This is a genomic window from Pseudoalteromonas sp. PS5 (assembly GCF_004103255.1).
Lineage (GTDB): Bacteria > Pseudomonadota > Gammaproteobacteria > Enterobacterales > Alteromonadaceae > Pseudoalteromonas > Pseudoalteromonas peptidolytica.
Map to the genome: position 1 here is coordinate 41763 of NZ_RCSQ01000082.1, position 26058 is coordinate 67820.

The following is a 26058-nucleotide window of genomic DNA, read 5'->3' on the forward strand; positions in this document are numbered from 1 at the left end:
CCTCGCTAGGCACTCTGATCTAAGGGCTGTGTTGATGCGACGGTACCTAACAGTTCACCGTCAAACAACTTCACCTGCTTAGGGGCCATATCGGCATAACGGGGATCGTGAGTCACCATGCATATTGTGGTGCCCTGCTGGTGTAACTCAGCAATTAACTGCATCACTTGGTCGCCACTTTTTGAGTCCAAGTTACCTGTGGGTTCATCGACAAGTAAAATCGTTGGCTCAGTTACCAGCGCACGCGCTATCGCTACACGTTGTTGCTGGCCACCTGAAAGCTGATTTGGGGTATGCTGCGCTCGGTGTGACAAGCCAACTTTTTGCAAACAAGACTCAACGCTTTGTTTTATTTCTGACTTAGTGAGTTTCTTGCTCCGATACTTTAGCGGCAATGCCACATTGTCGAACACCGATATTTCATCAATGAGATTAAAAGACTGAAATACAAAGCCAATATGCTCATTACGTAGTTCAGCAGCCTGATCGAGTGTTAATGACGTCACATCGTGACCGCCGATGGAATATACTCCGCTGGTTGCGCGCTCAATTAACCCCATAATTGAAAGTAGCGTCGATTTGCCACATCCAGAAGGGCCAGAAATCGAAATAAAATCACCTTGGTCAACGACCAGTGAGATGTTTCTCAGTGCATGTGTTTGAAGTTCTTCAGTTTCGAATACTTTATTTATATTTTTTAGCACTATCATCATGATATTCCTAATTTAATGAGATCGTTTCACCTAAGCTAGCAAGGTGTGCTAGGTCAGAAATGATAAGTTCGCTTCCAGCTGAGACGCCAGAATCTATAACAATATATTTTCCTGTTGAAGTACCAAATTGGACTGGCACTGGGTGAGCGGTGTGTTTACCGTTTAGCTTGAACAGCGTGTGAGTTTGATTGTCTTTGGCATTAGCTGGTCGCTGCACATAAATTGCGTCTTTGATGTGCTTAATGGCAATGCTCGCTGAAATACTCAGCTGCGCACGCGCTTGTTTTGGCAAATTATTGGGCAAACTTACTTCGACTTCCACTGTGTTATCTGTCACCACAGGGTCAATGCGAATAACATTGCCCTTTACCCTATCGTTTTGCATTTTTACCGTGACGACTTGACCTGTTTCAATCCAGCGTACTTGCGATTGCGGGACAGATAACACAGCGACAAGCGATTGATTTGACCCGATAAGCGCCACCATATCACCAACATTGACTCGCTGCCCTAGCGCCAAAGGCATCCGCTCTATCATGCCAGAAGTACTTGCTCGAATAACAAGCTGCTTCTGTTTGTCCAATAGGTTTTGTAATTCCTGCTCACGAATGGCAATTTCTTCATTCGCTAAAGCAAGCGCTGAAGTATGTAGCGCTTCCAGTTGCTGTGAACGCTTTTCTAGCATGGTGATCTCATGCTCTAAGGTGCTCAAGCTGGTTTGTGTTTGGGCAAACGTCAGTGCCGAAATAATCCCCTGCTGGGCCAAGTCTCGCTCCGCTCGGTGACGTAGTATCAAAGTTTTTAACGCTCCTTGTTTTTGCGTCAACAGAGTTTGTTCATTGAGCAATTCTCTTTGTTGTGAGAGCGCTAGCTGCTCATACCCTGTCTTTGATTGACGCAATGCTTGCATCGCTTGCTGTACTTGCAAATCAAGATCTGGACTAGTTAATTCAACAATGGCTTCGCCCGCCTCCACAACCGCACCAGCTTTATGGTAGAGCGCTTTCACAATGGCGGCAGTTTGTGCATTTAGTAAGTGCTGCTGCGCACTACGTAACTTCCCAAAGCTATCCACCGATAAATTCAGTGGCCCTTGTTGCACCTGTGCAATAAGCACCTCACTGCGCGCTATGCGATGTTTAGAGTCAAGCAACTGCCACACAACAAGACACATGATGATGCTCACCACAATGCTCGCGATGACATAAAATTTGGTTTTCTTAGGCTTTGCTGGTTTAACTAAATCCATTTTCCCTCCTTACAGACCATCTGTTAGGAGCGAAAACTGTGCCAAAAAATAATACCCATATATATCAAAAACTTAAATTAAAACTATAACTCAAGGTCTAGTGTAATCTCCGATATCGTATCACCTATTTCGGAATCGGAGCGGATTTGTTGTGTTGATTACAGGGCGATTTATCTTTTGTTACATTCATTTGGACTGGAGTTTCTGACATCACAAAATGTTTTAGGTACACTCAAATTTTTATAATTTTTGGTCTAACAACATGAGAAAAACAGCATTGAGTATTGCGCTCGCTCTGACATTTGCCAGCGCGCCTAGCTTCGCTAAAAAAGACAAAAAAGAAGAAGAGAAAACCATCGCCTCGCTGATTGAAAATAAAACCAGTATCGATGCGTTATTTCCACTTTATCAAGACAACAAAACAGGTGAATACCTGATGCAGCTGAATGCGTCTCAGCTCAATACCCCATTTCTATATTTTGCACATACCGTTGATGGCGTCACAGATGCCGGTCACTACCGTGGTGGTTACCGCGAAACTAAGCTGATTGAGTTTAGAAGACATTTTGATCGCATTGATATCATCAGTAAAACTCCTCGTTTTGTCTTTGATGATAACTCAGCCATTGCTAATGCTAGTGATGCGAATATCAGTGAAGCAGTATTGGCGAGCATTAAGATTGAAAAAGCAGAAGACGATAAAATTTTATTTAAAGCTGACAAGCTATTTTTAAGCGAGTCTCTTCATAAAGTTTCTCCGTGGAAACGTGCTAACGATAAAAATGCCAGTAAACGGTTCGCACTAGGAAAGCTAGATGCGAAGAAATCACGGATCGTAAAACACCGTCCTTACAGTAATAATCTAGATATCGTCGTCGACTATGTATTTAGCAACCCAGAGCCTAAAGTCAGAGGCTCAAATGCCATTACTGACCCTCGTTTTGTGACATTAAAAGTTCAGCACAGTTTTGTTGCATTGCCAGAGAATGACTATCAACCGCGTTACGATGATGCCCGTATCGGATATTTCACCAATCAATTTGATGTGCAAACATCTCCAGATTGGACGCCTTACAAAGATGTGATCAAACGTTGGGATCTCGTGAAAAAAGACCCAAATGCAGCGCTTTCAGAACCAGTAGAGCCGATTGTATGGTGGATAGAAAATACCACACCACTTGAGTGGCGAGATACTGTTCGAGAAGGGGTATTGGCTTGGAATAGTGCGTTTGAAAAAGTTGGTTTTAAAAATGCTATTGTCGTAAAAGTACAACCTGATGACGCTGACTGGGATGCAGGAGACATCAATTATAATGTGTTGCGCTGGACTTCCTCTCCTCGCCCACCATTTGGCGGTTATGGACCTGCTACTGCACACCCACTAACAGGTCAAATTCTTGGCTCAGACATCATGTTAGAGTATGTATTCATGCGTAACCGCTGGATCTACGATTCTCTGTACTCACAGGGGCAAGCAAGCCAAAGCGCAGATCCCGAGCATCATGCCCTGCACTGCTCTTTAGGACATGAGATGCAAGGCCAATTAATGACAGCCAGCCTTGCAACAGGCGCAGACATTGAGCGTAAAGAAATGTTACGTCAAGGTCTAGTGCAACTGATCCTACATGAAGTTGGCCACACCTTAGGACTCAATCACAATATGAAGTCTTCGATTTTGTGGGGACCAAAAGAGATCCATGACGCATCAAAAACACAAGGGGTGTTAACGGGCTCGGTGATGGACTATGCACCAGCAAACATCGCGCCTGTGGGAATGAAACAAGGTGATATTTTCCAAACGAAACCAGGTCCATATGATAATTGGGCGATAGAGTTTGGTTATAGCCCTGCACTACAAGATGAAGCGCAAGAACAACTACGACTTGAAAAGATTCTATCTCGCTCTGGTGAACATGCCCTCGCTTTTGGTAATGATGCTGACGATATGCGTGCACCTGGACGTCATATAGACCCTCGAGTCATGATTGGGGATCTATCATCAGACCCTGTGACGTATGGTGTAGATCGTATGACACTGATCAACCAACTATTCACTGAGCTAAAAGATAAAGCGAGAGTCTCAGGCCAGTCACATCAGCAACTATTAACCTCAGCTAACATCTTGTTTAGCCAGTACAGCGGCCAAGCTCGAGTTATCTCTCGTCAAATTGGTGGGGTATATGTTGAACGTCAAGTAGTTGGTACTGAGAATGACACTAAGCCATTCATGCCAGTGCCACAAGCGCGTCAAAAAGCAGCAATGGCGGCGTTAAAAGACATGGTGTTTGCACCTAACGTGCTAAAAAACATGCAGCCATTATACAACTATATGCAGGCTCAGCGTCGCGGTTTTAATCACTACGGTAAGAACGAAGATCCAAAAGTGCATAAAATGGTACTAGGTATGCAAAAGTCAGTGCTTGATCAAGTGCTCCACGCAAACGTGTTACAGCGTATCAGTGACTCTGCCTACTACGGTAACCAGTATAGCCTTAACGAGTTTTTAAATGATCTTAGTGCTGCTATTTTTGTTGCTGACAAGCATGCAACAACACTAAGCCGCAACCTACAAATTGAGTATGTAAATCGACTTATTAAAGTTGCAGGTCTAACGAAAGCGAGTAAGTACGACAATTTGGCAAAATCAGCTGCGCTGTATCAATTGCAACTTATTTTGGACAAGGACACCTCATGGGGCGCTGATCAAGCGACGAAAGCACACAAAGCGTATCTTGATCGCTTAATCACTAAAGCGTTAGAAGTGTAATAGCGATTTAGAACGAAATGAGCGTGGCGATTGCTACGCTCTTATTTTGCTATTTAGTTGCTCTAAATAACCTGAGCTTCGGATAATTAATGCCTTTCTAGCAGCCAATTTTAGCGCTAACTGGTATTACATCGCTCAAGCCAATGCTGGGCGAGAGCGATAATATTGGATGCAGCCAAGCTGAGCCGCATTAGTAAGTAAGATCATCACAAACATCATCACATGTGCCACGCTGACATGAGCAAGGCTCAACTCCGCCGCTAGTCCTATTCCACCAGCCAAGAATTGCAGAGAAAAATACCTTGCACTTAAATTAGAAACATCACCACTTTTTAGCGTTTTATATGTTTGTGGCATCACACGAATAGAGCTCATAACCAGGCCAAGATAAGTGAGCGCTTCAAATACCACCGATGCGGCAAAATTGGTAATCATTAATAATGTAAATGGCAACGCCGATGCACCCAGTAACAATGCAAGTTGATTACGCTGTTTGGTGCTTGCATTATAGCGAATAAAATAATATAAAATTAAAGCACTTAGTAATCCAGTGACCACAAAAGGCAGCACCATAAAGAAACGTTCAAAAAAGACGTTGTAAGCAATAAAGTAAGTGCTTTGCGCAACACCAAAGCTCATCATCAACAGCGATACACCTGACGCACTGCGATTTTTACGGATTTTCCCAATCAAAGGAATAAAGCTTAAAACCAAAACGAAAGAGGAAACGATCGGTAAATACTCGCTCAATGCAAACTCCAAATGTATAAAATGTTGCTAAGTTAAAGTGCTGTAAAACCTTTACTAAAAAACCGTAAAATAATGATTTTTAAGGTTTTATTTTTTGAAGGCGCGCATTTTAAGAGCTAACTTTTAAAATACAAGAATGATGGCGAGATCAGTATTGAGTGTGTTGGCAAGGTTAAAATACAGGCGTATAAAAATAAATACAGGGAACTCACAATGAAATGGCTATTTGTAGTACTTACCGCGATTGGACTGCTCGGGTGTAGCTCAACACCGACTTCTTCTACAGCTGATAAACCAAGTATGACGGTTGCCTCATTATTTAATCACGCATTATTCACTCCTCAACCTGTAGTATCAGAGCAAGCTATCTTTTCACTGCCGCAGAGTGAAGTGCAAGCACTGTGGCAATATGTAGAAAAACACAAAAATAGTGACATCACCATAGATGAGTTACTCGGTAACTTTTTACAAAATAAGATTGGTGACTTTAGCTATGATGGCGCAACATTTATCGCCAAAGATGCCCTCTCACAACGCTCAGGAAACTGTATTTCGTTAGCAATTGTATCTCAAGCTTATGCCAATGTTTTAGGGATAAAAACCAGTTATGCTAAAGTTGATAGCTACCCTGTTTACCAAAAAAATAAAAGCTTTGTCCTGACCTCCAGCCATTTTAAAACCAAATTGATCACCCCAAGAGAGCAAGAAAACGATAGTATGATATTTTTTTCTTCGGGTACCATTATTGACTATTTTCCCAATCAAGACAGTGTGTTTTCTGGCAATGCAACCTATGCAGATCTGGTTGCAAAGTTTTATACCAACTTGGCTGTTTCAGCTTTATTAGCAGCAGACTATGACAAAGCTTACTCGCTACTGATGGCAGCACTTGAGTATGCACCCAATGATCCAGAAACAATTAACATTTCCGCGCTGTTACACAAACACGTAGGCGATAGAGTACGTGCAAAACAAATTTACGCCTACGCAGCACAGCAGCAACTTACTAGCACTAACCTACTTCTTAATTATTTAAACTATATACCTGCGGATCAAACCGCCTTGAGAGAATCTATTTTGGCACAACTCGAGCGCAGTCCTGCCTCTCCTTTTGACACACTAACTCTGGCTTCGAGTTATATTGATAAGCAAAACTATAGCAAGGCTAAAAAGCTCATTGAGCCACTGCTATTAAACTACCACTACCTGCCTGAGATCCATGCTGAGCTGGGTAAAATCGCTTATTTAGAAGGTAACCTTCAAGCGGCATTAGTATATTTTGATCAGGCAATTAATAAGTCCAGAGAAACATACAAAAAAACACTTTATAGCGCGAAACAAAACATGCTAACGCAACTGATGATGCAATAAAGCAATATTATCAACGCACAAGGTAAATTATTTGTATATTTTGTGAATAAAAACTTTACAATCCACACAGTCGTTTCTACTTTGGTGTATGGGTGTTTAAAAAACGTGCTAAATTTGTGCGCTATAGTGCACGTAGGTTATACCAGTTACCGTAATTACGTAGTCTATTTTGAGGCGAGAAACTCTTGTCGATAACACCGCTACCGCGTCCTGCTATCGGCAAGATAAAAATTTCGCTACTTAGTTGCTCTAAGTTAGAAATTTTTACGCAGTTAACTCCTTCAAACAGAGCAAGTATTAAGGCTAATTGGTATAAGACCAAATGGCTCGCAATGACCAATCACCCACTAAGCAATCTACGCTAATCACACTCAAAAGGAATAACAATGCAACGACAAATGATTACTGCCGTATTGGGTTTGGCCTCTGGTCTGGCAATGGCGCAGGCAATGGCACAGGCACCATTAACAGAAAACCAAATGATGGAATACACCAGTAAGGTGAGTAAAGCAACTATTGGTAAGAAGTATGATCTACATTTACCACTCGTATCGCAGCAAAGTCCCAGCATAGCTAACGCTTCAGCTGCAATTGTCCAGACAGTCTCCCACCCTGGCGCCAGTTATATCAAGCTACACTTTAAAAACCTGAACCTTGAACAAGGTGGCAAACTCATTGTGCGTTCAGAAAACAATGCCGAATACTACGCTTACAGCCAAGACAATCTTCGTGCTGCCACCATCGACCCTACGATATCTGATGATGGCATAACACAATTTTCAGCGATGTCGGTGTCTGCTGATAAGGTCATCGTTGAGTATATCCCAGGTGCAGGTAAAACCGATAAAATCCCTGAGATCGATTTTTACTATCATGGTGTTGAAGGTCAAAACTATCTTGAGAGTGCAACCGATGTCACTACTCTATCTACCTGTGGTGCCATGGAGCGTAAAGATGTACAGTGCTGGGCGCAGTCACACCCAGTGGAGTTTGAGCGCTCACGTCCTGTGGCTAGGCTATTAATGAATGGTAGTGGCTTATGTACGGGTTGGCGTGTCGGGGCTGATAACCGCATGTTTACCAATAATCACTGTGTTGGCTCTGCATCAGAGCTGGCAAATACTGAGGTCTGGTTTAACTATCAAAACACAAGCTGTAATGGAAGCCAACGTGAAACGGTCGTTAAAGTGACGGGTAAAGACTTCCTAAAAACAGATTACACCCTAGACTATACGCTTTTCACCATTAATGATTTCGCCAAAGCACAGCCGTTTGGCTACTTTGGGCTTGATGTGCGCAACCCATCTCAAGGCGAGCGTATTTATATCCCACAACACGGTTCTGGCAATCCAAAAGAGTTGTCAATTGAGTCAGACCAAGACAATAGCGGCCTTTGCTCTGTGAACCAAGCAAATGCCAATGGTAGGGGAACGGGCACAGATATCGGCTATTATTGTGACACTATTGGTGGCTCTTCAGGCTCTCCAGTACTGGCAGCTGCAACTAACAATGTTGTCGCACTGCACCATTTAGGTGGCTGTACTAACAAAGGTGCCAAAATTAGCCTGATCTGGCCGCAAGTTTCTAGCCACTTCGGTGGTCAGATCCCGGTTGGGGATAATGGCACAACCGATCCCACACCAATCGCCTTGTTTACCTATAACTGTACTGACCTTTCGTGTAGTTTCGATGGTTCAAGTTCCAGCTCACCCGATGGTGCCATCACACAATATAGTTGGCAGTTTAGTGACGGTGCAACTGCATTAGGTGCGCAAGCATCACACAGTTTTACAGGTTCGGGTAGCTACAATGTTGAGCTCACGATAACGGACAATACTGGTGCAACGGCATCAACTAGTCAGCAAGTAACTGTGAGCCTACCAGGTGAAGAGCAAAAGCTTTTCAAAGGTGTGGCAAAAAGCAACTTGTCGGGAAGCAGCGGTAGTGAGATGTTTTTCTACTATGATGCACCGGCGGGGGTAAATACAGTGACCTTCAATATTAGTGGCGGAACAGGTGATGCAGACCTGTATGTCCTCAAAGGTCAAGAGCCAACTACCAGCAATTGGACTTGTCGACCTTACCGCTACGGTAACAATGAGTCTTGCAATTTAAATGAAGGGGCTGGTCGTTATTGGGTGATGATCCGTGGTTACAACGCATACTCAGGATTACAGATTGTCGCAGACCATAACTAATACCGTTAGTTACAATAGTAAACTGGTATAAATTGCAGTGTAAAGCACATAGAGCGGGGTTTGCCCCCGCTTTTTTGACTACAACTCGTACCAAACTCCGAGCCAAACTCGGTTTTCATTTGCCATGTTATGCCCTTCTACGCGACCAATACCAGCACTAAAATACAGATCGGTTAAGCCCGCAGGGGCAAAATTTGCGGCTCTGCCTAACACGGTTTTTGATAATGATGATTGCATTTTTATCCCGTAGCTTTGCCCAATAACGCTTCTATCAACTTGATGCTGCTTATAGAATAATTTAGGTCTACCTTGCTGCCATGAGGTCGCAAATTCGTAACCCAAATAGCGACTACCTGTGGCAAACAAATAAGGTAACATTGGCTCACTTATGGCGTTCAAACCGTTACTAACTGAGGTACTTGTCAACTGACCACCGCCAAGTGAAATAGGGAGACTATTACTATAACGACTATCAACCGAAGCATAGAAAGGAATATGCCACGCTTTTGCGAATAAGTTTACTTGGTAATCAAAGCCATTTAGCTCTCCCAACCATTGACTAGCAGATACATGCAGCGCAGTACCGTGTTGCTGTGCATCCCAAACCAAATTGCCGTTTGCCCCATAGCGGCTGCCGTTCCAAACAGTGTCACCCTGTTGTATCCGAATTACACCAAATTCAGGCGTTACATTATTGAGTATGTCACCAAAACGATAGCTAGATGTGAGCGCAAATTGCTTAAAGCGAGCTTCATTCCCCTTTCCTAATATTGCATTGGATTGCTTATCCGGTGCGAGATCTTGATACCCCGCATCTAGCGTTGTTTTCCAATTATGTTGATAGTATTCAAGCTGAGCAAACCCTCCCAATAACGCTCCATTATTAATGCTTTTCTCAATCCCCAACTGCCATGAAAGCTGCCTCAACACATCTTGTCCTTTTAATGCCACGCCAACACTGTCAAAGGCAGCGCTGTGTAGTGCACCGGATAAAGCAATGGAGTAAGACTGTTCAGATGCCGAATACGCCACGGCCTCGTGTGCTGTTTGATCTATTTTCGCAGGTGGTAGTTGATGTTTATGCTGCGCTTTTCGCTCAGCATTATCGACGGGCTCCGATACCCGAACGACTTGCCAACGCGGTGAAACAATTTGCGCCAATTTGACGCCATCAGGAGCCGCATAACTAACAAATACCTTTTGAGAGTGTACCAATACTTGCTTGAGTGGCTTTGCGTTTTTCGGTAAGGTTTCAAGTTTGCGGCTCGACAAATCATAACGCATCACTTTCATATGACCTTCAAGCCCTGAGATGAAATAGAGTTTATGTTCATCGCCTGACCAATGTAATGCCGTTAGATATTGGTGCTGCTTTGGTAGATAGACAATATCAATTAAATTGCCTGTAAGATCTTCAACTACCAGCTGCCAACGTTTATTTGGAGACACGCGCAAATAGGCTAATGTCGAGTTATTTTCAACTAATACAGGGAAATCATAGACATCACCAAGTTTTGCTGTAGTGATCGGAGTCAGCTCGCCAGAATCCAGCGCTATTTTCATTAATTGAGAATAGCCCTGACGCGATACCTCAGCGATGATAGTATTCGCATCAATAATACTAAAACGGCGAATACCAGTACCACGGGTTAGCTGCTTTAATACACCTGTATCACTTTGCCACAAGAACAAATCATTGACGAAGGTATGCTCTGAAGTTGGTGTTTTTGCGACAAAATAAATGTGCTTATCATTGAGCCATTGTGGGTGATAGATCCCACCAAAGTTATGAGAATTAAATTGTGCAAGACGCTTTTTTGGAAAGACTTCCGGTTTAATATCCGGTACGTCTTCTGGATCAGCAGCCAAGATGGCTTGATTGCGCATGTTGAATTGCTCAGCAGCTTCGTCATTGTCTTTAGCTTCATAAATCCCTAGTGTCACTCGACGGTTATGGTCTTGCTCTACCACTAAGAACCGGCTTCGATCCGGCGAAAACACAATATCTCTGGCATCAAATGAAAACGTCTGCCACAACTGGCTTGCTGTTGGTGGCAGTGCCAATTCTTGCTGCATAGCTTGATAACTGTACTCAACAACAAAGCGTCGATATAACTGATTGGCAGATTTTCCAAACGCGCCTCGAAAAGCAGTTTCAAAATTACGAGACTCAAGCGCTTGCACTCTTGTCCATACCGCATCGAGAGTCTGCGCACCATAATTATCTTCCAACCATGCTAAAAAACGTACACCCACTAAATACGCCATAGAATTAGAAAGATAAGATTTATCACCATTGTTTAACGCACCATAAGTCGGCAATGCCCCCTGCTGCGCATAGTAGCGCACAACGCTCTCACTGTAGTTGTCGTACAGCCGTCCACGACCCGTCAATCTTGACTCCAACAAAGTGGCATACCCTTCACTCACCCAGCGTGGTAGTACTGCATCCAGCAAGTCAGTAATATCGTGCCAATCACGCAGATGCTGACGCCACAGGTTGCGGCTCGGCTGAGAAAGGTGTACCAAATGGATATATTCATGCAAAATCAAAAGCTGTTGCCAGCTCATGTTGTTTGCGATAAAGGAATCGGATTGGGGAGGCGTTGCCAGCAGTGCCATCATTGGTTTATCTGTGCTAGGTAACGCAAAGCCATTTGCCGCATTATCAGGGTCATAGATCACCACATCAGCACGCTCATCCAATGCCCGCCCTTGCTGGGCTAGCACTTTCTCTCTTACAATTTCTAGTTCATTTGCCGCTGAATAGGCCCAGTGTTGCAATGAACGGGGATAGTGGACATTAAAATTATCAGTTTTAATGGTTAGCCATTGAGCCTGTGCACCAAAATTTGCCACAGCGACTAATACGACGAGTAGAGCACGCATAACCTGTCCTAAAACGCTTAGATTATGCCTAGCTTATCAAGATATTGAGAGAAAAAGTGTGATTTTTATACTTGTTAGTCGTTAAGTTTCGTTATTGTTGCTGTGGCTGCGCCAGCGTTATAAACAGACTGAGTACACCCAGAGAAACCGCAAATACAAAAAATATCACTGTCGTACTCAGTCCAGCTTGCCACTTTGCAGCCGCAATCAAAGTTGCGCTTAACAGCACCGCACATTTCGCTTTGGTTTGCCCTTGAGGTTGACAAGACTTGGAGTAACTATTCGCGACAAACATAAATGCACAAGCCAATAGGTAGGTGAATAGCATATAAAAGCTCCTTGCTGAGATTTCGAAGACAACATTTATTATATGCTAATGATAACTATTATCAAATAGAAAAGATCATTTTTACTTGTCCACCTGTCTCTGTATTTTCACACACCAGTTGTCCATCATGTAGCTCCACTATATTACGGCTAAAAGTCAATCCAATGCCTTGGCCAGCAGCTTTGGTCGAATAAAATGGTGTAAGAATATTATCCAAATTAGCAAAACCAGGACCATTATCAAGCACTTCAATAACGGCCTGTTGCTGCTGGTAATACGCTTTTAACGTTAATTGTGCCTCTGTTGTGCATGCCTCAATGGCATTTTTGACTAGGTTAATCAATACTTGCTCAATCAGCGCTTTATCTAGTTGTAAGCTACTCACAGTACAATTTACTTCGATGTCAGTTGACTCAAACAAGGCTGCCACCGACGATAGCAACATCTTCACAGAGATCGGCTCTCGGGTTAACTCTGGCGTTTGTGTGACTTTTGCATATTGGCCAACGAATTGCCGTAGGTGCTGGCAACGCTGACCGATCACACTCAGCGCCTGTTTATCTCTATCATTCTGTGCTTTAGCCAGTAACGTTTGCGCTAAAGAGCTCACCGGTGTCAAACTATTATGGATTTCATGGCTGATAACTCGGATCAGGTGCTGCCATGCTGCCAGCTCTTGCTGACGCAGAGCTTTGGTAATATCTAACGCCACCAATAAAGAAAACTGCTTACCCTCTTGAAAAAATTCACTCCTGTGTAGCTGCCATCGCGACTGTTTTGTGGGATCTCGAAACTGCCAATGCCCATCCTGCTGCATTAGTCCAAATTGAGTGACATTTACGCCTTTACATTCTTGCCATGGACGATGATAAAGTGACGAAAAAGCGCCATTGGCATACGCTAATTTCAAGTTATCATCAAACATTAAAATGGGCGTATTTAAGCTGTCAATTAGCTGATAAATAATAAATTGTTGGCTATGATAACGACGCTTTTGAGTATGAAGCTGAGTACTTAGTGCCAACAGCCGTTGCTCAAACTCAGCAACCACACCTGTTTTATAGTGGGGCTTCATTGTTTGAGTAAAGTCGCTCTGTGCTATGGCTTCTAGCTGCCAATTGGCACGTGTGATAATACGCCGACAATGGGATAACACCCGCAGTTGTAAAGCGCTTAACAAGATAAAGACACTCGATACTATCACCCCGACCCATACGATATGTAATGGAGACTGAATAAGTAATAGCAGCACAAGTATCGAGCAACTTAGGGTTAATACGGTGCAATACCAGTTGAGCCGCTGTTCGGCACTAGTTAGCAGTTTTAAGGCCATACTTTTCTAACCGCCTATAAAGCGAAGAAGCAGTTAACCCTAAGGCTTTAGCCGCAACGGCGACGTTTCCTTGAGCGCGCTGCATCGCTTGCTCTATCATATCGCGCTCGACTTGTTGTAAAGTCTGTCCAGAACCACTCGGCACGATTGAAGGCGCATGTTTAAACCGTAATTGGCAATCGCTTAGCGCAATATAACCACCTTCAGCCATCAACACTGCCCGCTCTATCACGTGACTCAATTCTCGAATATTACCCGGCCAAGTATGTTCTACCAATGCCGCCTTAGCTTCATCGCTTAATTGCCTTACAGGTTCACCATATTGCTGGCTGTACTTGGCAATAAAAAATTCAGCCAACGGTACGATATCCCCATGTCGTTCAGCCAGTGGTGGCACCTCAATCACTATGGTATTAATACGGTAAAATAAGTCTTCTCTAAACTCACCGGCGCTAACCATCTGCTCAAGATTGGCATTAGTTGCGCAAATGAGCCTGCAATCCGCTTGTTGAGTTTGACTGCTTCCAACGACTTCAAAACTGCCATTTTCTAAAACGCGTAACAATTTGGCTTGCAACGGTAGTGGGATCGTCACTATTTCATCAAGAAATAATGTTCCGCCTTGTGCCATCGTAAAGCGCCCTACCCGATGCTGTTTTGCATCAGTAAAGGCACCTTTACTGTGACCAAACATTTCACTCTCAAACAAAGATGCAGGTACAGCGCCCATGTTAACCTCCACCCAAGGTTTTTGAGATCGCTCAGAGTGTTGATGTAACCAGTGAGCTAAATGGCTTTTTCCAGTTCCGCTTGGTCCTGTCAATAATACTCGCGCCTGTGTTTTCGCAACTTTTTCAAGCTGCTTATACAGCGAGCGCATCACGCTAGATTGCCACTGGAACTCTGAGGTAGTAGGCACCTGCGACGTGATATTCGTTTGCTTTGCCGTGATGGTGAGTTGTTGTTGTATTGCTTGTAGTAATTGCTGGTTATCCCATGGTTTTTCGATGAAGTCACACGCACCAAGCTGCATTGCAGATACAGCCAAGGTCACATTCCCCCAACCGGTAATGCAGATCACCGGCAGCGTAATGTGCTGTGACTGTAACCACTGTAAAAAAGCAATACCTTCATTTCCCGAGGTGGTATCGCGAGCAAAATTCATATCTAACAGCGCAAGGGCAACCTTGTGTTTAGTAATGAGTGTTTTAGCAAGCTCAGGTGTGTCGGCTTCAATTACATTAAAACCCTGATCTTCCAAAAAAAATGCAGCACTTAGACGAACTTCAGCGTTGTCGTCAATAACCAAGATGGTCGGATTTTCCATAGCAGAGTTTTTATTCTTTTATTGCTTTTGCGGAGCGAAGTTACTCCGCAAAGATTTCATTTATGCCAATACTGAACCTGAGCTCAAAAGATGTAATATCACGCTAGCTCGCAGTTCTTTCTTGATACAAAGCAAATTTGTGCGTCAATAGCTAAACAAATTTAACGCTGTAGTAAGAGGTAACAGCTGCTAGAGTTCAAGTTATTATCCCGAATTCAGGTTGCTCAGTTATTTGCTTAGTTAAGTGGGCTACTTTTCACCGAGGAAACCTAGTCGGTATCACCGCTATCACTACGACCTGTACATCCTTATGCTATTTAGTTTGTACTAAATAACAACATTTAATGCCGTTAGTGTTTGATTTAGAAGCAAAGCACACACAAACACGCGTTATAACCAGCGCAGCACCGTGCCTAGTGTATGACTTTCTCCAGGTGCCAACTGTACAGCATCGTCCATAACATTCGCAGCTTCCAAGCACAGCATGTTGTGGTACTCCCCGTCATTAAAATTACTTAGGCGTTGTGATTTCTCAATCCAGGGGTTCCACAATACACAAGAGCTAGATTGCTCACGTTTTACTTCAATAATTCCAGCTGGGGTATTAATCGTTTGTACTGCGCCCGCTTGGGTATAAACCATGTCTGTTTCGCGCGCAAAACTCACTATCTCATTTTGCTCATATGGGCCTTCACCAAACTCAATATACTTAGCACCTTGTAACCCATCCACCGTGGTGCTGCCAATCTCTGGTGTCGGAAAATAGGTGTGTAAAGCTTGTGTCAGAGTGAAAGGCACATCACCTGTATTCGTATTGGTCAGTCGCACAGCCAGTTTATCTGAAAGCACAAATTCAACTGCTAATGTTGATTGATGGGGCCAATATTGCGCTTCGACCAAGGTCATTGGCAAAGTGAGTTTTACGATAATTTCGTTGTCGTTTTCTATCACACTATCAGCACGCCAGACCAATTTACGCGCGACGCCATGGATAGGCCACTCAGCCTGACTATGCACGCCAAACCAAGGCCAACAAATAGGAATACCACCACGAATTGGTTTTCCTTCGAGATAATCTTCAGCCTCAGAAACCCAGATTAAGTTGCCTTTTCCAGCTGGTGTAAACTCCGTCAGCTGTGCGCCTTGTAAAAAAATCTTTGCCTGACACAGTGCACTGTCAACCCAGATATATTCCAGACCTGACTCTGTGCGCTCAATCGAAACAGAAGGTGATAGTTCCATGGTAATTCCTACGTCAACTCGATGATATGCTTACCTTACCACTTAAATACTGCGAGTAAACTGTTATCAATCATTTTGAAACTTATTCAATTACTTGATAATTAAATATTGCGTTATCAGGTACTTTTTGAGCGCAGGGAAAAGCCTTAAAATATAGTAAAAGCGGGTTACTATGGGCGATTAGAACCATTCAGCTCACCCATCCCCACTTTCAGCGATACACATTAAGGTTTGGATAATAGTGAGCATACTCATGCTGTTTCAATCTATGGCGAATCACACCTTAAATTTGCCAACTAAATCGGTCAATGCGCTAGATAAAGAATGCAGCCTCACTCCGTTTTCATTTGTGTTCACCGCTATATCACTCACACTATCTGCGGCATTTTTAATCTCTACCACGTTGCGATTAATATCTTCTGCAACATGCTGTTGCTCTTCGGCTGCGGTAGCAATTTGCGTATTTAAATCACTGATATTCACAATTGCTTGAGTGATCTCGGAAAACTGTTGCTGTGCAGAGTTAGTCAACTCCACTGTTTTTTCTGTGCGTGTGAGGCTGCGCTTCATTTCCCCAGATACCAACTCAGTCATTTTTCGCAGCTTATCAAGCTGTGATGCAATTTCTTCTGTTGACTCTGAAGTACGTTGCGACAAGGCTCTTACTTCATCTGCAACCACAGCAAATCCCCTACCGTGCTCACCTGCGCGCGCTGCTTCTATTGCAGCATTCAACGCCAATAGGTTAGTTTGCTCAGCAATGCCTCGTATCACGCTTAAAATAGACATAATATTTTCGCTTTCAGTATCCAGCTGCATAATATCTGAGGTCGCCTTGTTAATAACCTCAGATAGAGTGGCTACACTCTCTACCGATTCTGTAATCACACTTTGCCCAAGCTCAGAGGCTTGTTGCGTTTGACCAGCCAGCTCTGCGGCATTTGCACAACTGGCCGCCACTTCATTGGCCGTAGCCGCCATTTGGTTGATGGCTGTGGCAGCCATTTCCAGCGCTTGTTGCTGTTGACTCGTCGCCCCAGTGAGCTGATCAGACTGCGACGCGGTTTGTTTTGATGTTTCATTTACTTGCTGCGCACATTCATTTATTTGTGCCACTAATTCAGTGATTAAATTTAGGAATTGATTAAAACTAGTTGCGAGTTTACCTGTTTCGTCTTTGGTTTTTATATCTAGACGTTGGGTTAAATCACCTCCCCCTTGCGATATTTCAGTCAGTCCATCACTCACCTCTACAATAGGCGCTGAAATCAACTTGGAAATGTAATTGGCCAGCACCACAAAAATGGCAATCAGCACGGCACTCAAGATTAGAATGGTAAGCGTCATTGCGTTTGATGCTGCCATTACTTCACTTTTTTCAACTAACCCAATAAATTTCCAGCCAAGCTTAGGCGACGTATAAATGTTGGCAAAATAGTCTTTTTCGTCTATTTCCAACTCAAATAGACCGTCATTATTTTGCGCCAATTCGCGATAACGGCCATTTGCGATGTCATTTAATTTCTTAAACCTGTGTTCCGAAAACTTCGCATCAACTAGGACATTACCGGTATCCTCCACCAGCATTAAGTATCCCGTTTCTCCGAGCTTAATATTACGAATAATCTTGGTTAATCCCTGCAAAGATACATCCATGCCTTGCACTGCAACATTTTGGCCGTTAGCTTTCACGGCCTTCACCGTCGACACTATCACCATATCATCTGGCGCCCAATAGTACGCACTTGTACGGATAGTATCGCCATTACCGCCCTGTCCTGTTTTAAACCATGGGCGCTGACGTGGATCGTAATTGGCATTTACTTGTCCCAACGGCCATTGAATATACCCGCCTTGCTGATTACCCATATAGATATAGGCAATGCCAGGGTGGGTTTTGCCAAAGTGCTCAAACAGGGTATATGCTGCGCGTTCACTCTCACTACCAGCCATTGAGTTGAGACGGCTTGCACTGGTTTTGTCCATATACGTTTGTACGCCTTGACGGGCACTTAACACATCAGGGTGGGAAGCTAGATAATCAACATTTTTTGCAATTTCATCAAAAAACATCTGAATGCCATTATCGACTTGGATCGCTTCTCTATCGCTTAGCTCTGAAAAAGTCTCAATACCCTGCTGCCTTGTTTGACTAATAATGAGCCCCGCGATAATCAGTAACGGCAGGGCGATTGCCACTGCAAACGATAGTCTTAACTTTTGCGATATATTCATGAATCAACACCATTTCATCGATTATAAAAATATAGTGATAGATACCTTATTGAGCAAGAATGACACAAAAATATGACTACTTGAGCAGCGATTATTGTTCGTTATGACCGCTTATCTCGGTGACTTTGGGGTAAAGCCTTCGGCATGTTATTGTAACAACTTGATAAAATGTCTGGGTCAGGTGTGATAACGCACTTTTCAACTCAGCTTTTTAATTACTAGACCATATATGCCATCTTCTGCAAAATTGGTTTTTATAGTCTATTATCCGTAAGAAGTTTTTGCGCTCAACCACTTAACAACGGGACAACTATGTTAAAACTTTCAACCATCTCACTGGGATTAGGTCTAGCACTTAGCACTAATCCAGTGCTTGCCAATAATTCAGAAATTGACCTATTAAAACGCCAATTGGCTGAACTTCAAAAGAAACTCACGCAATTAGAGGAGAAGGAACAAGCTCGAGCTAAGCAGGAAGAACTTGCAAAAGCTGAAAAAGCTGAAGCGCAAGATAACACCACAACCACCGTTGCCGCAGCAGAGCCAAAGCCAAGTATCAAAGTTGGCGGCGCCGTACGAACTAATTTCAGTCATACCTCATACGATGATGACAATAAAAATCGCGGCGGTGATTTTGATTTCGATATTTTCAGGCTTAACTTTTCAGGTAACGTAGGTGGGTTTGGCTTAAATGCAGAAATCCGCTTTTTTGACTACATGACTGCTGTAAAGTATGCCTATTTAGACTACGATTTCGCCGAGAATTGGCAAGCACAGGTTGGTATGACCAAAGTGCCTTTTGGCAATTCACCTTACAACTCTCATAACTGGTTTTTTAACACCACCTATTATATTGGCCTCGAAGATGATCATGATATGGGGGTGGTCTTTAAACGAAAAGTTGCAGATAACTGGCAGCTCGACCTCGGCTTTTTTAAAAATGACGAGTTAGGTGGCGTAGATGGTTACGTTGATGACCGCAGTGACCGCTATTCTTATGACGTCGTTGGTTTTCGTAAGGCGGGAGATGGTGTCTATGATGATCCCACTCAACCAATCGGTGAATACAATACGTTTGTTGGCCGCTACGCCTACCACTTTGAGCACAGCGGTGGTGTCACAGAAATTGGCCTCTCAGGATTGGCCGGTGGTTTACACGACGGTAATGACCGAGCCGGCGATTACCACGCATGGGCGCTGCACCTAAATAGCAATATAGGCCCTTGGAACTTGCAGTTACAGCATGGCGAGTACAACTACGATATTGATGAAGTGAATCGCATGGCTGTGGGCGCTTATGCTTTCTATGACTCAATTGCAGCAGAAGCAACCATGTCAAATGTTAACTTAGCTTACAGTATGCCAGTTGAGTTTGGTCCTATTACCGATCTGCAATTTTATAATGACTTCGGTATTATTTATGATAAATCCGATAATACTGAAGATACATGGATGAATGTAACGGGCGTATCACTCGCCGCAGGTGCATTTTTTACCTATGTTGACTTAGTTCACGCAAAGAACCAGCCATTTATTGGCGGCTCAATTGCTGGCGATAGCGATGAAACCGAGCGTCGCTTCAATATTAACTTTGGCTACTATTTTTAGCCGTTCATGGGACGCCAATAAAATTCACGCATAAACCTGCAAAAAGCGTTGTATTCGGGGCGATGTAGCTATTAGCGCATCGCCTTTTGGTATACGCAATGGAGCAGCAAATTACTACCCGCTTCAACATCGTGCCAATGACTCCATTCCTCTTGTGAATGACTAACACCGTTAATAGATGGAATAAAAATAAGTCCTGTCGGACATATATCGCAGAAAACCTGACAATCATGTCCAGCGCCACTTGGCATGATTTGATAATTAAGTGACAAAACGTCCGCCTGTTGGCGGATAAACTGGATCATATCTGGTGAACATTTTACTGGTGGTACCCAACTCATCCGTTCATGCTCAAACACCAATTGATGCTTGCGGGCAATCGCAGTTAATACCTTATGACAGGCCAACTCCAAGGCTTCCATTACCGTTTCATCCATATCGCGCGCCACAATAGTAAAATTAACCTCTCCCGCTACAGTGTGCGCAAAACCGGGCTTGATTTCTGCTTTGCCAACCGTAATCCTTGTGGTATCAGTGCCATCTTCAGCAATGATTCTATCGAGCTGATACGCAAAGTCTGCCAACCCCATAAACGCGTCACTGCGCATCTCCATCGGCGCGGTTCCTGCGTGATCGGCTTTGCCAATTAACCTAACGATCCACTTAAATACGCCAGAAATCCCCTCAACGACACCAATTTGAATCCCTTTTTGATCTAATACGGGTCCTTGCTCTATATGTAGCTCAAAAAAGCTGTCGATTTGCTCAGGCTCAAGCCTAGCATTCAGTGCCTCCATCGGCTCTAACCCTTGGGAACGCATTGCATCGGTAAGCATATAACCTTCTGCATCATGGCTGGTTAAGAGCTGGTGTGGCGTTAACTTTCCGGTTAACGCCTGAGCGCCAATCATGCCACTAAAACGTCCCTCTTCTTCACTAGTTCCTATTACCCAAACAGGATGAGTCAATGCGACCTCTTGCTCTTTAAGCACTCGCAGGCATTCAAAGCCTGCAACAACACCCAGCGTGCCGTCAAACATACCTCCAGCTGGCACGCTATCTAAGTGCGAGCCTATGATCACCGCGGGTTTTGTTGCTATTTCAGGAGAAGTCATTTCAATGATCACGTTGCCTGCACCATCCATTCGGCTTATAAATCCCTCTTGTTGTGCACAGGACATCAGCCACTTTCTAGCTGCAAAATCTTCGTCACTAAACCCTTGTCGATAGATCCCCTTGTCTTCATGGTTGTAGCCAAACTCTGCGAGCGCGAATAGCATTGACTTGAGACGTTCCAAATTCACTTTCATAACTCACTCCTCATTTTCGATGACACCTTCCGTGTGCTGTTATTCACTTCGTAACTATAACCCTTAGCCGACAATGTGTGCCTGCTACGCTCACAAGTTACTACCTATACCAACTAGGTGCTCACTTTGATTCAGGCTTGGATTCTGCCTTAAGCTTAGCTTTAGCTTAGTTGAAAATTCGCGAATTTCCGGCTCTGTGGTATGCTTTTAAGTGTGTGAAGTGACTGTCTCTGTCGCTTGAAAAGTGAGAATTTCAATGCCAAAACATAACACCTCCCTATTCAACCGCTGTTTCTGGTTTCACGCAGCAGGGATCCTGTTTGTTGGCCTTGGCTTTATTGGTATGGCGTTACCTGTGATGCCTACGACTATTTTTTTCATTCTCGCGCTGGGCTGCTTTACGCGCTCCTCTCCAAAATTAGCGCATTGGCTACTGACTCACCCAAAATTTGGCCCCAGCCTAGTGGCATGGCAACAATATCAAGTTATTCCACCCAAAGGTAAAATTGGTGCAACAGTAGGAATGGCGATTGGCCTTGTCATACTAAGTCTAAGCGCTGCACCTATGTGGGTGATCTGGGTTGTCGCAAGCATCGAGGCCACAGTGCTTTGTTATATATTTTCACGCCCAAGCACAACACCCGTTAACATTAGAGATTAAAAAAACACAAATAAAACAAAATAAACCCAAAGTTTACATTGCTACCCATTTAAGGTATATCTCTTGTTCTTGTAAAAGAAACAACAACAAGTTGAGATACTATGAAAATAAAAATAACCTATCTAGCAACAGTGTTAGGCATAATGGCAAGCTCTGCCAGCGCCCAACAGGAATACCCTTTATTTCCCGGTGATCCTCTCGTACACCAGCAATGGCATCTAAAAAACACCGGACAAAATGCTTTTTCTGAACGAGGTGGCGTGGCAGGAGAAGACCTGAACTTAAGTTTAACTCATGCGCTTGGCATTATGGGGAGCGGCGTCACCACCGCTGTAATTGACGGTGGTGTTGAGCTCACACACCCCGATTTAATTAATAATGTAAAACCAGGATCGTGGGACTTTCTAACCAACTCACCAGACTTAAAACCAGCCAACAGCAGTGACAGTCACGGCACCGGTGTTGCAGGGATTATTGCAGCAACTGCATTTAATGGTATTGGTGGTCGTGGGGTTGCTCCAAGAGCTGGACTTGTTGGTTTTAACTACCTAAAAAATGGCAATATGGAGAACTGGCTACAGTCTCACGGCATGTATTCTGATGGTTTTAACAAGGCTTCATTTGATTTTCCTCGGGTGTTTAACCAAAGCTATGGTCGCACCTTATCTGCACCACAGCGCTTTAATTATGACTCAACACCATGGCTACAAACCTATGAACAGGCACAAGAAGAGATCACCACCACCAGTCACAGCGGACGCGGTGCTATTTTCGTGAAGTCAGCGGGCAATGGGTATCGGGTACAAAGCTTTAACGCCCGTGGTCTTGGCTCAGGTTACTTATGGTTTGCAAATCGTAACCACGGCTTACCCATGCAAAATGTAAACCTTGAGCGAATTGATACCAGTTACTGGAACTTAGTGGTCTCAGCATACAACGCAGATGGCAAACTTTCTTCATACTCTACGGTCGGTTCAAGTGTGTTTGTGAGCGCGCCGGGTGGTGAGTATGGCTCCACAACACCAGCGATCATCTCAACCGATATCAGCGGTTGCGATTGGGGTAAAAACCCAGCCAATTTACGTAACAGCTTGCATGGTGGGCACCCACTCGACCCACACTGTGACTATAATGCCACAATGAATGGAACGTCTTCAGCAGCACCAAATACAACAGGTGCAATCGCATTAATTATGTCAGCAAACCCCGCTTTGACTTGGCGCGATGTCAGGCACATATTAGCTTCTACCGCACGCAAAATTGATGCGGAACACCCAGGCGTCACCCTGACTTTTAACAATGCACAGGGCGAAGCACAACAGTACGACGCTATCCCTACATGGCAAACTAACGCGGCAGGTTATGACTTCCATACCTTTTATGGTTTCGGTGCCGTAGATGTTGACGCGGCAGTTCACATGGCAAGATTCTATAATGCAGATCGCGGCAATTTTACCATCACACCGTGGCAGCAAGTTGATGCCAACGTAACCATACCTGATGGTTCAGTTGCAGGTGGTGAAAGCTCGGTACAAATTGACAACGATGTCACCGTTGAGGCTGTCCAGATCCGAGTAACAGGAGAGCATACCAGCACTCGAGACGTGGCAATTGAACTTATTTCTCCAGCAGGAACTCGCAGTATATTGATGACCCCAAGAACTGGAACGATCACAGGTCGTAATGGTTTTGATGACATGCAGATGTTGTCACATCACTTCTATGGTGAAGCCGCTCAAGGCCAATGGACAATCCGGCTCATTGATACACAAGGTGAAGATGAGGCGTTCGTATTTGACCCTCGTAATGGCGCACAAGATATTCGAGCAGTTCACAGAAATAATGCACAAGATGGTGTACTCACCTCATGGCAAATTCGTTTTATTGGTCATAACTAAGGAGAACCTTCATGAAAGCAATCGTTTTAACTGCCTTATTACTGAGTGGCCACGCTTTTGCAAACAACGACGCATTGGTTGAGCTGGTAGAAGCCTCTCAAGGCGCTGCTGTTACTATTAATAATCAAGAGTTTATTGCTGTAGAAGCGAATAGTGTTACCTTAACAAAAGGCTTGCAGCTACAGTCGCCGTCAACCGGCGAATTGTACACGGTCACGGGGGAAATTATCGTGGAGCACCTTTCAGTGATCGATGCCACAACTTTTGCGCAAGATAATACACTGGTTTTAAGTTATGTCAGAGGCAATCGCGCTATTTATAGGCATGCTGACTCACAGATAGACCTTCAAGTATTAAACGCTCAATTACGCGCTCAGCCAGGAGTATTGAGCACACAAATTGGCCTACAACTCGAAGGATTAGAAAGCGAGTAAAGGGGTATGAAGTGGAGGCGCTACGCCTCCTCTGCACACTATGCAAACGCCTTAAAAGCGTCATCTAGTGGCGTGTGTGCAATATGATTCACATAGTTACTCATCACTTTTTGACTTAGCGCTAAAATGATTTCCAACAGGTTTTGCTTGGTGTAACCCACGGCAAAAAACGCTTTAGTTTGTGCATCACTTAACTTACCGCGCTCACGCAGCATTTCGAGTGTTGTGGCACGCAATACTTCTAATTTTTCATCGCCAAGTGGTGCTTGCTCACGCAATACTTTGACCAACTCATCACTCACTTTCATTGATTTTGCGATAGCGGAGTGAGCAGGCACACAATAATGACATTCATGCTCTACGTTAATCGCTTGCCATACCACGGTTTTTTCATCGTTATTGAACGAGCTGTTTAAAAACGCTTCGTGTAACACTTGATAACCATGTAGATGCTCAGGCGACTCAGCCATCACGCCATGAAGGTTTGGAATACGGCCAAACGCTTGCTGGGACTTCTCGAGTAATGGTTTACCTTTTTGCGGTGCAGAGTCCACAGTATGGATTGTAAAGTCAGTCATAACTTGCTCCTTTTGGTGCATTTTGTATTGGTATAACCCGAGATCTAACTAACCTAAGGTTAACTACTCATTGAGTACTAGACTAACCTTACTTGAATGAACGTTCAAATAACTGTTCGCTATAGTAAACACAATAACTTTCTAAATTAGTATGAAATATAATTCGCTACTGGCTGGTCGGGTCAAGCCAGCAGCATTGGGATCAAAAATAAATTTTGTTCTCAGCATAGTCGATAACTAGCTTGTCATCCTTAAAGTTACTTAAGCCAAGTAGGATAAATGGCTCATCTTTATATCCAAGCACCTCAAATACTGGCATATCTGACAAGTGACTTTCAGTATTGATGATTTCCTTGCCACCTACGCTAAAGCGCAGTGACTCTATGGCGACCTTTTTGTTTTCTATATTATTTAGACCTCGGCCGATATCTTCTTTACCAAGCGTCAAAGATAGCTTATTTGCCAAGTGTGAGTTGATGTAATTAGTTGGCGCGCCGGTATCTAGTAACGCATCCACCCGTTCACCATTAAAACTTGCAGTGAGTTTGATAAAGTCGTCGTCTATTGTAAAGCGTGCACTTTCTAGACCTTGTGTCACACTACTTGGGCAATCCCCCTGATACAAACTAAACGCATTATTTTTAAAATCAAACACATTACAATATTGCGACATATATCCATGCCCCAAAATGCCAGGTAAGACGCCTTCGACCTCTAAGCGGTTCATATCTTGAAATACATACGGTAGCGACTCAATTGCAAAACGCCCGACACTCGTGTGCTCTATCTTTGTCAATTCCAGCTTTGAATTACCATTGGCTCCTTGCACATTCATTGTGCTTATTTTGTCTTCTGGCAAGGCTAATTTTACTTTCATGTCTACAGGCAAAATACCAACGTTCGCAGCAGTGTCTAAAATCATGGGATGCGTGACCTGATGATTAAGCGCTGTCATTACATAGGCATGACCTTTCTCGGTATACTTCATCGGTAAGGTGAGTGACTCAGGTTTGGTAGGCGCGCTGATGCCACAGCCAACGGTAGTACATGCTAATACTGATAAAATAATTGCTCTCATAATCTCGCTCTCACACTGTTGATGTTTTTGTTGAGCTAACTATGCCGAGCAATTGTCAAGCAATTATCAAGTTATACCAATTTGCTTAA

The 26058-nt window shown here is 43.8% G+C and carries 19 protein-coding genes; 7 read left to right on the forward strand and 12 right to left on the reverse strand.

What is annotated here, in order from left to right; all coding sequences use genetic code 11:
• Positions 1-5: 5 nt before the first annotated feature.
• Positions 6-710 carry an ABC transporter ATP-binding protein gene (locus tag D9603_RS11610; protein WP_125250832.1) on the reverse strand — a complete coding sequence of 235 codons (705 nt, stop codon included), beginning with the start codon at positions 708-710 and terminating at the stop codon, positions 6-8.
• Between the two features lie 10 nt (positions 711-720).
• Entirely contained in the window at positions 721-1962 is a 1242-nt protein-coding gene (locus D9603_RS11615; RefSeq protein WP_128731430.1) for an HlyD family efflux transporter periplasmic adaptor subunit, read from the reverse strand.
• Between the two features lie 262 nt (positions 1963-2224).
• Here D9603_RS11615 and D9603_RS11620 point away from each other — a divergent pair, with 262 nt between their 5' ends.
• Positions 2225-4729, forward strand: a complete 2505-nt coding sequence (locus D9603_RS11620) for a zinc-dependent metalloprotease (protein ID WP_128731431.1) — start codon at positions 2225-2227, stop codon at positions 4727-4729.
• A 135-nt stretch (positions 4730-4864) separates the two neighbouring features.
• Here the strand turns inward: D9603_RS11620 and D9603_RS11625 are convergent, their stop codons facing one another.
• A complete protein-coding gene (locus D9603_RS11625; RefSeq protein WP_128731432.1) occupies positions 4865-5479 on the reverse strand; it encodes a PQ-loop domain-containing transporter in 615 nt (204 codons plus the stop codon).
• 213 nt (positions 5480-5692) lie between these two features.
• Between D9603_RS11625 and D9603_RS11630 the strand changes: the two genes are divergently transcribed.
• Entirely contained in the window at positions 5693-6850 is a 1158-nt protein-coding gene (locus D9603_RS11630) for a hypothetical protein (RefSeq protein WP_128731433.1), read from the forward strand.
• A gap of 386 nt (positions 6851-7236) precedes the next feature.
• Positions 7237-9048, forward strand: a complete 1812-nt coding sequence (locus D9603_RS11635) for a PKD domain-containing protein (RefSeq protein WP_128731434.1) — start codon at positions 7237-7239, stop codon at positions 9046-9048.
• Between the two features lie 78 nt (positions 9049-9126).
• Here the strand turns inward: D9603_RS11635 and D9603_RS11640 are convergent, their stop codons facing one another.
• The 6 genes from D9603_RS11640 to D9603_RS11665 form a co-directional block, all read right to left on the reverse strand.
• A complete protein-coding gene (locus D9603_RS11640; RefSeq protein ID WP_128731435.1) occupies positions 9127-11937 on the reverse strand; it encodes a hypothetical protein in 2811 nt (936 codons plus the stop codon).
• A gap of 91 nt (positions 11938-12028) precedes the next feature.
• Entirely contained in the window at positions 12029-12265 is a 237-nt protein-coding gene (locus D9603_RS11645) for a hypothetical protein (RefSeq protein WP_125250737.1), read from the reverse strand.
• 61 nt (positions 12266-12326) lie between these two features.
• Positions 12327-13598, reverse strand: a complete 1272-nt coding sequence (locus D9603_RS11650) for an ATP-binding protein (protein ID WP_128731436.1) — start codon at positions 13596-13598, stop codon at positions 12327-12329.
• The gene (locus D9603_RS11655) at positions 13576-14925 is read right to left on the reverse strand and encodes a sigma-54 dependent transcriptional regulator (protein WP_128731437.1); all 1350 of its coding nucleotides are present in this window, start codon (positions 14923-14925) and stop codon (positions 13576-13578) included. The genes D9603_RS11650 and D9603_RS11655 overlap by 23 nt, the downstream gene beginning before the upstream one ends.
• Before the next feature lie 390 nt (positions 14926-15315).
• The gene (locus D9603_RS11660; protein WP_128731438.1) at positions 15316-16167 is read right to left on the reverse strand and encodes a D-hexose-6-phosphate mutarotase; all 852 of its coding nucleotides are present in this window, start codon (positions 16165-16167) and stop codon (positions 15316-15318) included.
• A 276-nt stretch (positions 16168-16443) separates the two neighbouring features.
• Entirely contained in the window at positions 16444-18402 is a 1959-nt protein-coding gene (locus D9603_RS11665) for a methyl-accepting chemotaxis protein (RefSeq protein WP_128731439.1), read from the reverse strand.
• A gap of 312 nt (positions 18403-18714) precedes the next feature.
• On the opposite strand from D9603_RS11665, the gene D9603_RS11670 reads away from it, so the two are divergent.
• On the forward strand, positions 18715-20010 hold the full coding sequence (locus D9603_RS11670) for a porin (RefSeq protein WP_128731440.1): 1296 nt from the start codon (positions 18715-18717) through the stop codon (positions 20008-20010).
• A gap of 71 nt (positions 20011-20081) precedes the next feature.
• Here the strand turns inward: D9603_RS11670 and D9603_RS11675 are convergent, their stop codons facing one another.
• A complete protein-coding gene (locus tag D9603_RS11675) occupies positions 20082-21320 on the reverse strand; it encodes a Zn-dependent hydrolase (RefSeq protein WP_128731441.1) in 1239 nt (412 codons plus the stop codon).
• 256 nt (positions 21321-21576) lie between these two features.
• On the opposite strand from D9603_RS11675, the gene D9603_RS11680 reads away from it, so the two are divergent.
• The 3 genes from D9603_RS11680 (at position 21577) to D9603_RS11690 (ending at position 24313) form a co-directional block, all read left to right on the forward strand.
• The gene (locus D9603_RS11680) at positions 21577-21981 is read left to right on the forward strand and encodes a YbaN family protein (protein WP_128731442.1); all 405 of its coding nucleotides are present in this window, start codon (positions 21577-21579) and stop codon (positions 21979-21981) included.
• A 101-nt stretch (positions 21982-22082) separates the two neighbouring features.
• Positions 22083-23879 carry a S8 family serine peptidase gene (locus D9603_RS11685; RefSeq protein ID WP_128731443.1) on the forward strand — a complete coding sequence of 599 codons (1797 nt, stop codon included), beginning with the start codon at positions 22083-22085 and terminating at the stop codon, positions 23877-23879.
• 11 nt (positions 23880-23890) lie between these two features.
• A complete protein-coding gene (locus D9603_RS11690; protein WP_128731444.1) occupies positions 23891-24313 on the forward strand; it encodes a hypothetical protein in 423 nt (140 codons plus the stop codon).
• A 38-nt stretch (positions 24314-24351) separates the two neighbouring features.
• On the opposite strand, the gene D9603_RS11695 is transcribed toward D9603_RS11690, so the two are convergent.
• Together D9603_RS11695 and D9603_RS11700 are read right to left on the reverse strand one after the other, a co-directional pair.
• The gene (locus tag D9603_RS11695) at positions 24352-24891 is read right to left on the reverse strand and encodes a carboxymuconolactone decarboxylase family protein (RefSeq protein WP_128731445.1); all 540 of its coding nucleotides are present in this window, start codon (positions 24889-24891) and stop codon (positions 24352-24354) included.
• A gap of 202 nt (positions 24892-25093) precedes the next feature.
• A complete protein-coding gene (locus D9603_RS11700; protein WP_128731446.1) occupies positions 25094-25969 on the reverse strand; it encodes a retropepsin-like aspartic protease in 876 nt (291 codons plus the stop codon).
• Positions 25970-26058: the final 89 nt, after the last annotated feature.

Excerpts from the sequence above, each read along its gene's own strand:
- D9603_RS11610 (WP_125250832.1), bottom strand. The coding sequence starts at position 710 with ATGATAGTGCTAAAAAATATAAATAAAGTATTCGAAACTGAAGAACTT.
- D9603_RS11615 (WP_128731430.1), bottom strand. The coding sequence starts at position 1,962 with ATGGATTTAGTTAAACCAGCAAAGCCTAAGAAAACCAAATTTTATGTC.
- D9603_RS11620 (WP_128731431.1), top strand. The coding sequence starts at position 2,225 with ATGAGAAAAACAGCATTGAGTATTGCGCTCGCTCTGACATTTGCCAGC.
- D9603_RS11630 (WP_128731433.1), top strand. The coding sequence starts at position 5,693 with ATGAAATGGCTATTTGTAGTACTTACCGCGATTGGACTGCTCGGGTGT.
- D9603_RS11635 (WP_128731434.1), top strand. The coding sequence starts at position 7,237 with ATGCAACGACAAATGATTACTGCCGTATTGGGTTTGGCCTCTGGTCTG.
- D9603_RS11640 (WP_128731435.1), bottom strand. The coding sequence starts at position 11,937 with ATGCGTGCTCTACTCGTCGTATTAGTCGCTGTGGCAAATTTTGGTGCA.
- D9603_RS11645 (WP_125250737.1), bottom strand. The coding sequence starts at position 12,265 with ATGCTATTCACCTACCTATTGGCTTGTGCATTTATGTTTGTCGCGAAT.
- D9603_RS11650 (WP_128731436.1), bottom strand. The coding sequence starts at position 13,598 with ATGGCCTTAAAACTGCTAACTAGTGCCGAACAGCGGCTCAACTGGTAT.
- D9603_RS11655 (WP_128731437.1), bottom strand. The coding sequence starts at position 14,925 with ATGGAAAATCCGACCATCTTGGTTATTGACGACAACGCTGAAGTTCGT.
- D9603_RS11660 (WP_128731438.1), bottom strand. The coding sequence starts at position 16,167 with ATGGAACTATCACCTTCTGTTTCGATTGAGCGCACAGAGTCAGGTCTG.
- D9603_RS11665 (WP_128731439.1), bottom strand. The coding sequence starts at position 18,402 with ATGAATATATCGCAAAAGTTAAGACTATCGTTTGCAGTGGCAATCGCC.
- D9603_RS11670 (WP_128731440.1), top strand. The coding sequence starts at position 18,715 with ATGTTAAAACTTTCAACCATCTCACTGGGATTAGGTCTAGCACTTAGC.
- D9603_RS11675 (WP_128731441.1), bottom strand. The coding sequence starts at position 21,320 with ATGAAAGTGAATTTGGAACGTCTCAAGTCAATGCTATTCGCGCTCGCA.
- D9603_RS11680 (WP_128731442.1), top strand. The coding sequence starts at position 21,577 with ATGCCAAAACATAACACCTCCCTATTCAACCGCTGTTTCTGGTTTCAC.
- D9603_RS11685 (WP_128731443.1), top strand. The coding sequence starts at position 22,083 with ATGAAAATAAAAATAACCTATCTAGCAACAGTGTTAGGCATAATGGCA.
- D9603_RS11690 (WP_128731444.1), top strand. The coding sequence starts at position 23,891 with ATGAAAGCAATCGTTTTAACTGCCTTATTACTGAGTGGCCACGCTTTT.
- D9603_RS11695 (WP_128731445.1), bottom strand. The coding sequence starts at position 24,891 with ATGACTGACTTTACAATCCATACTGTGGACTCTGCACCGCAAAAAGGT.
- D9603_RS11700 (WP_128731446.1), bottom strand. The coding sequence starts at position 25,969 with ATGAGAGCAATTATTTTATCAGTATTAGCATGTACTACCGTTGGCTGT.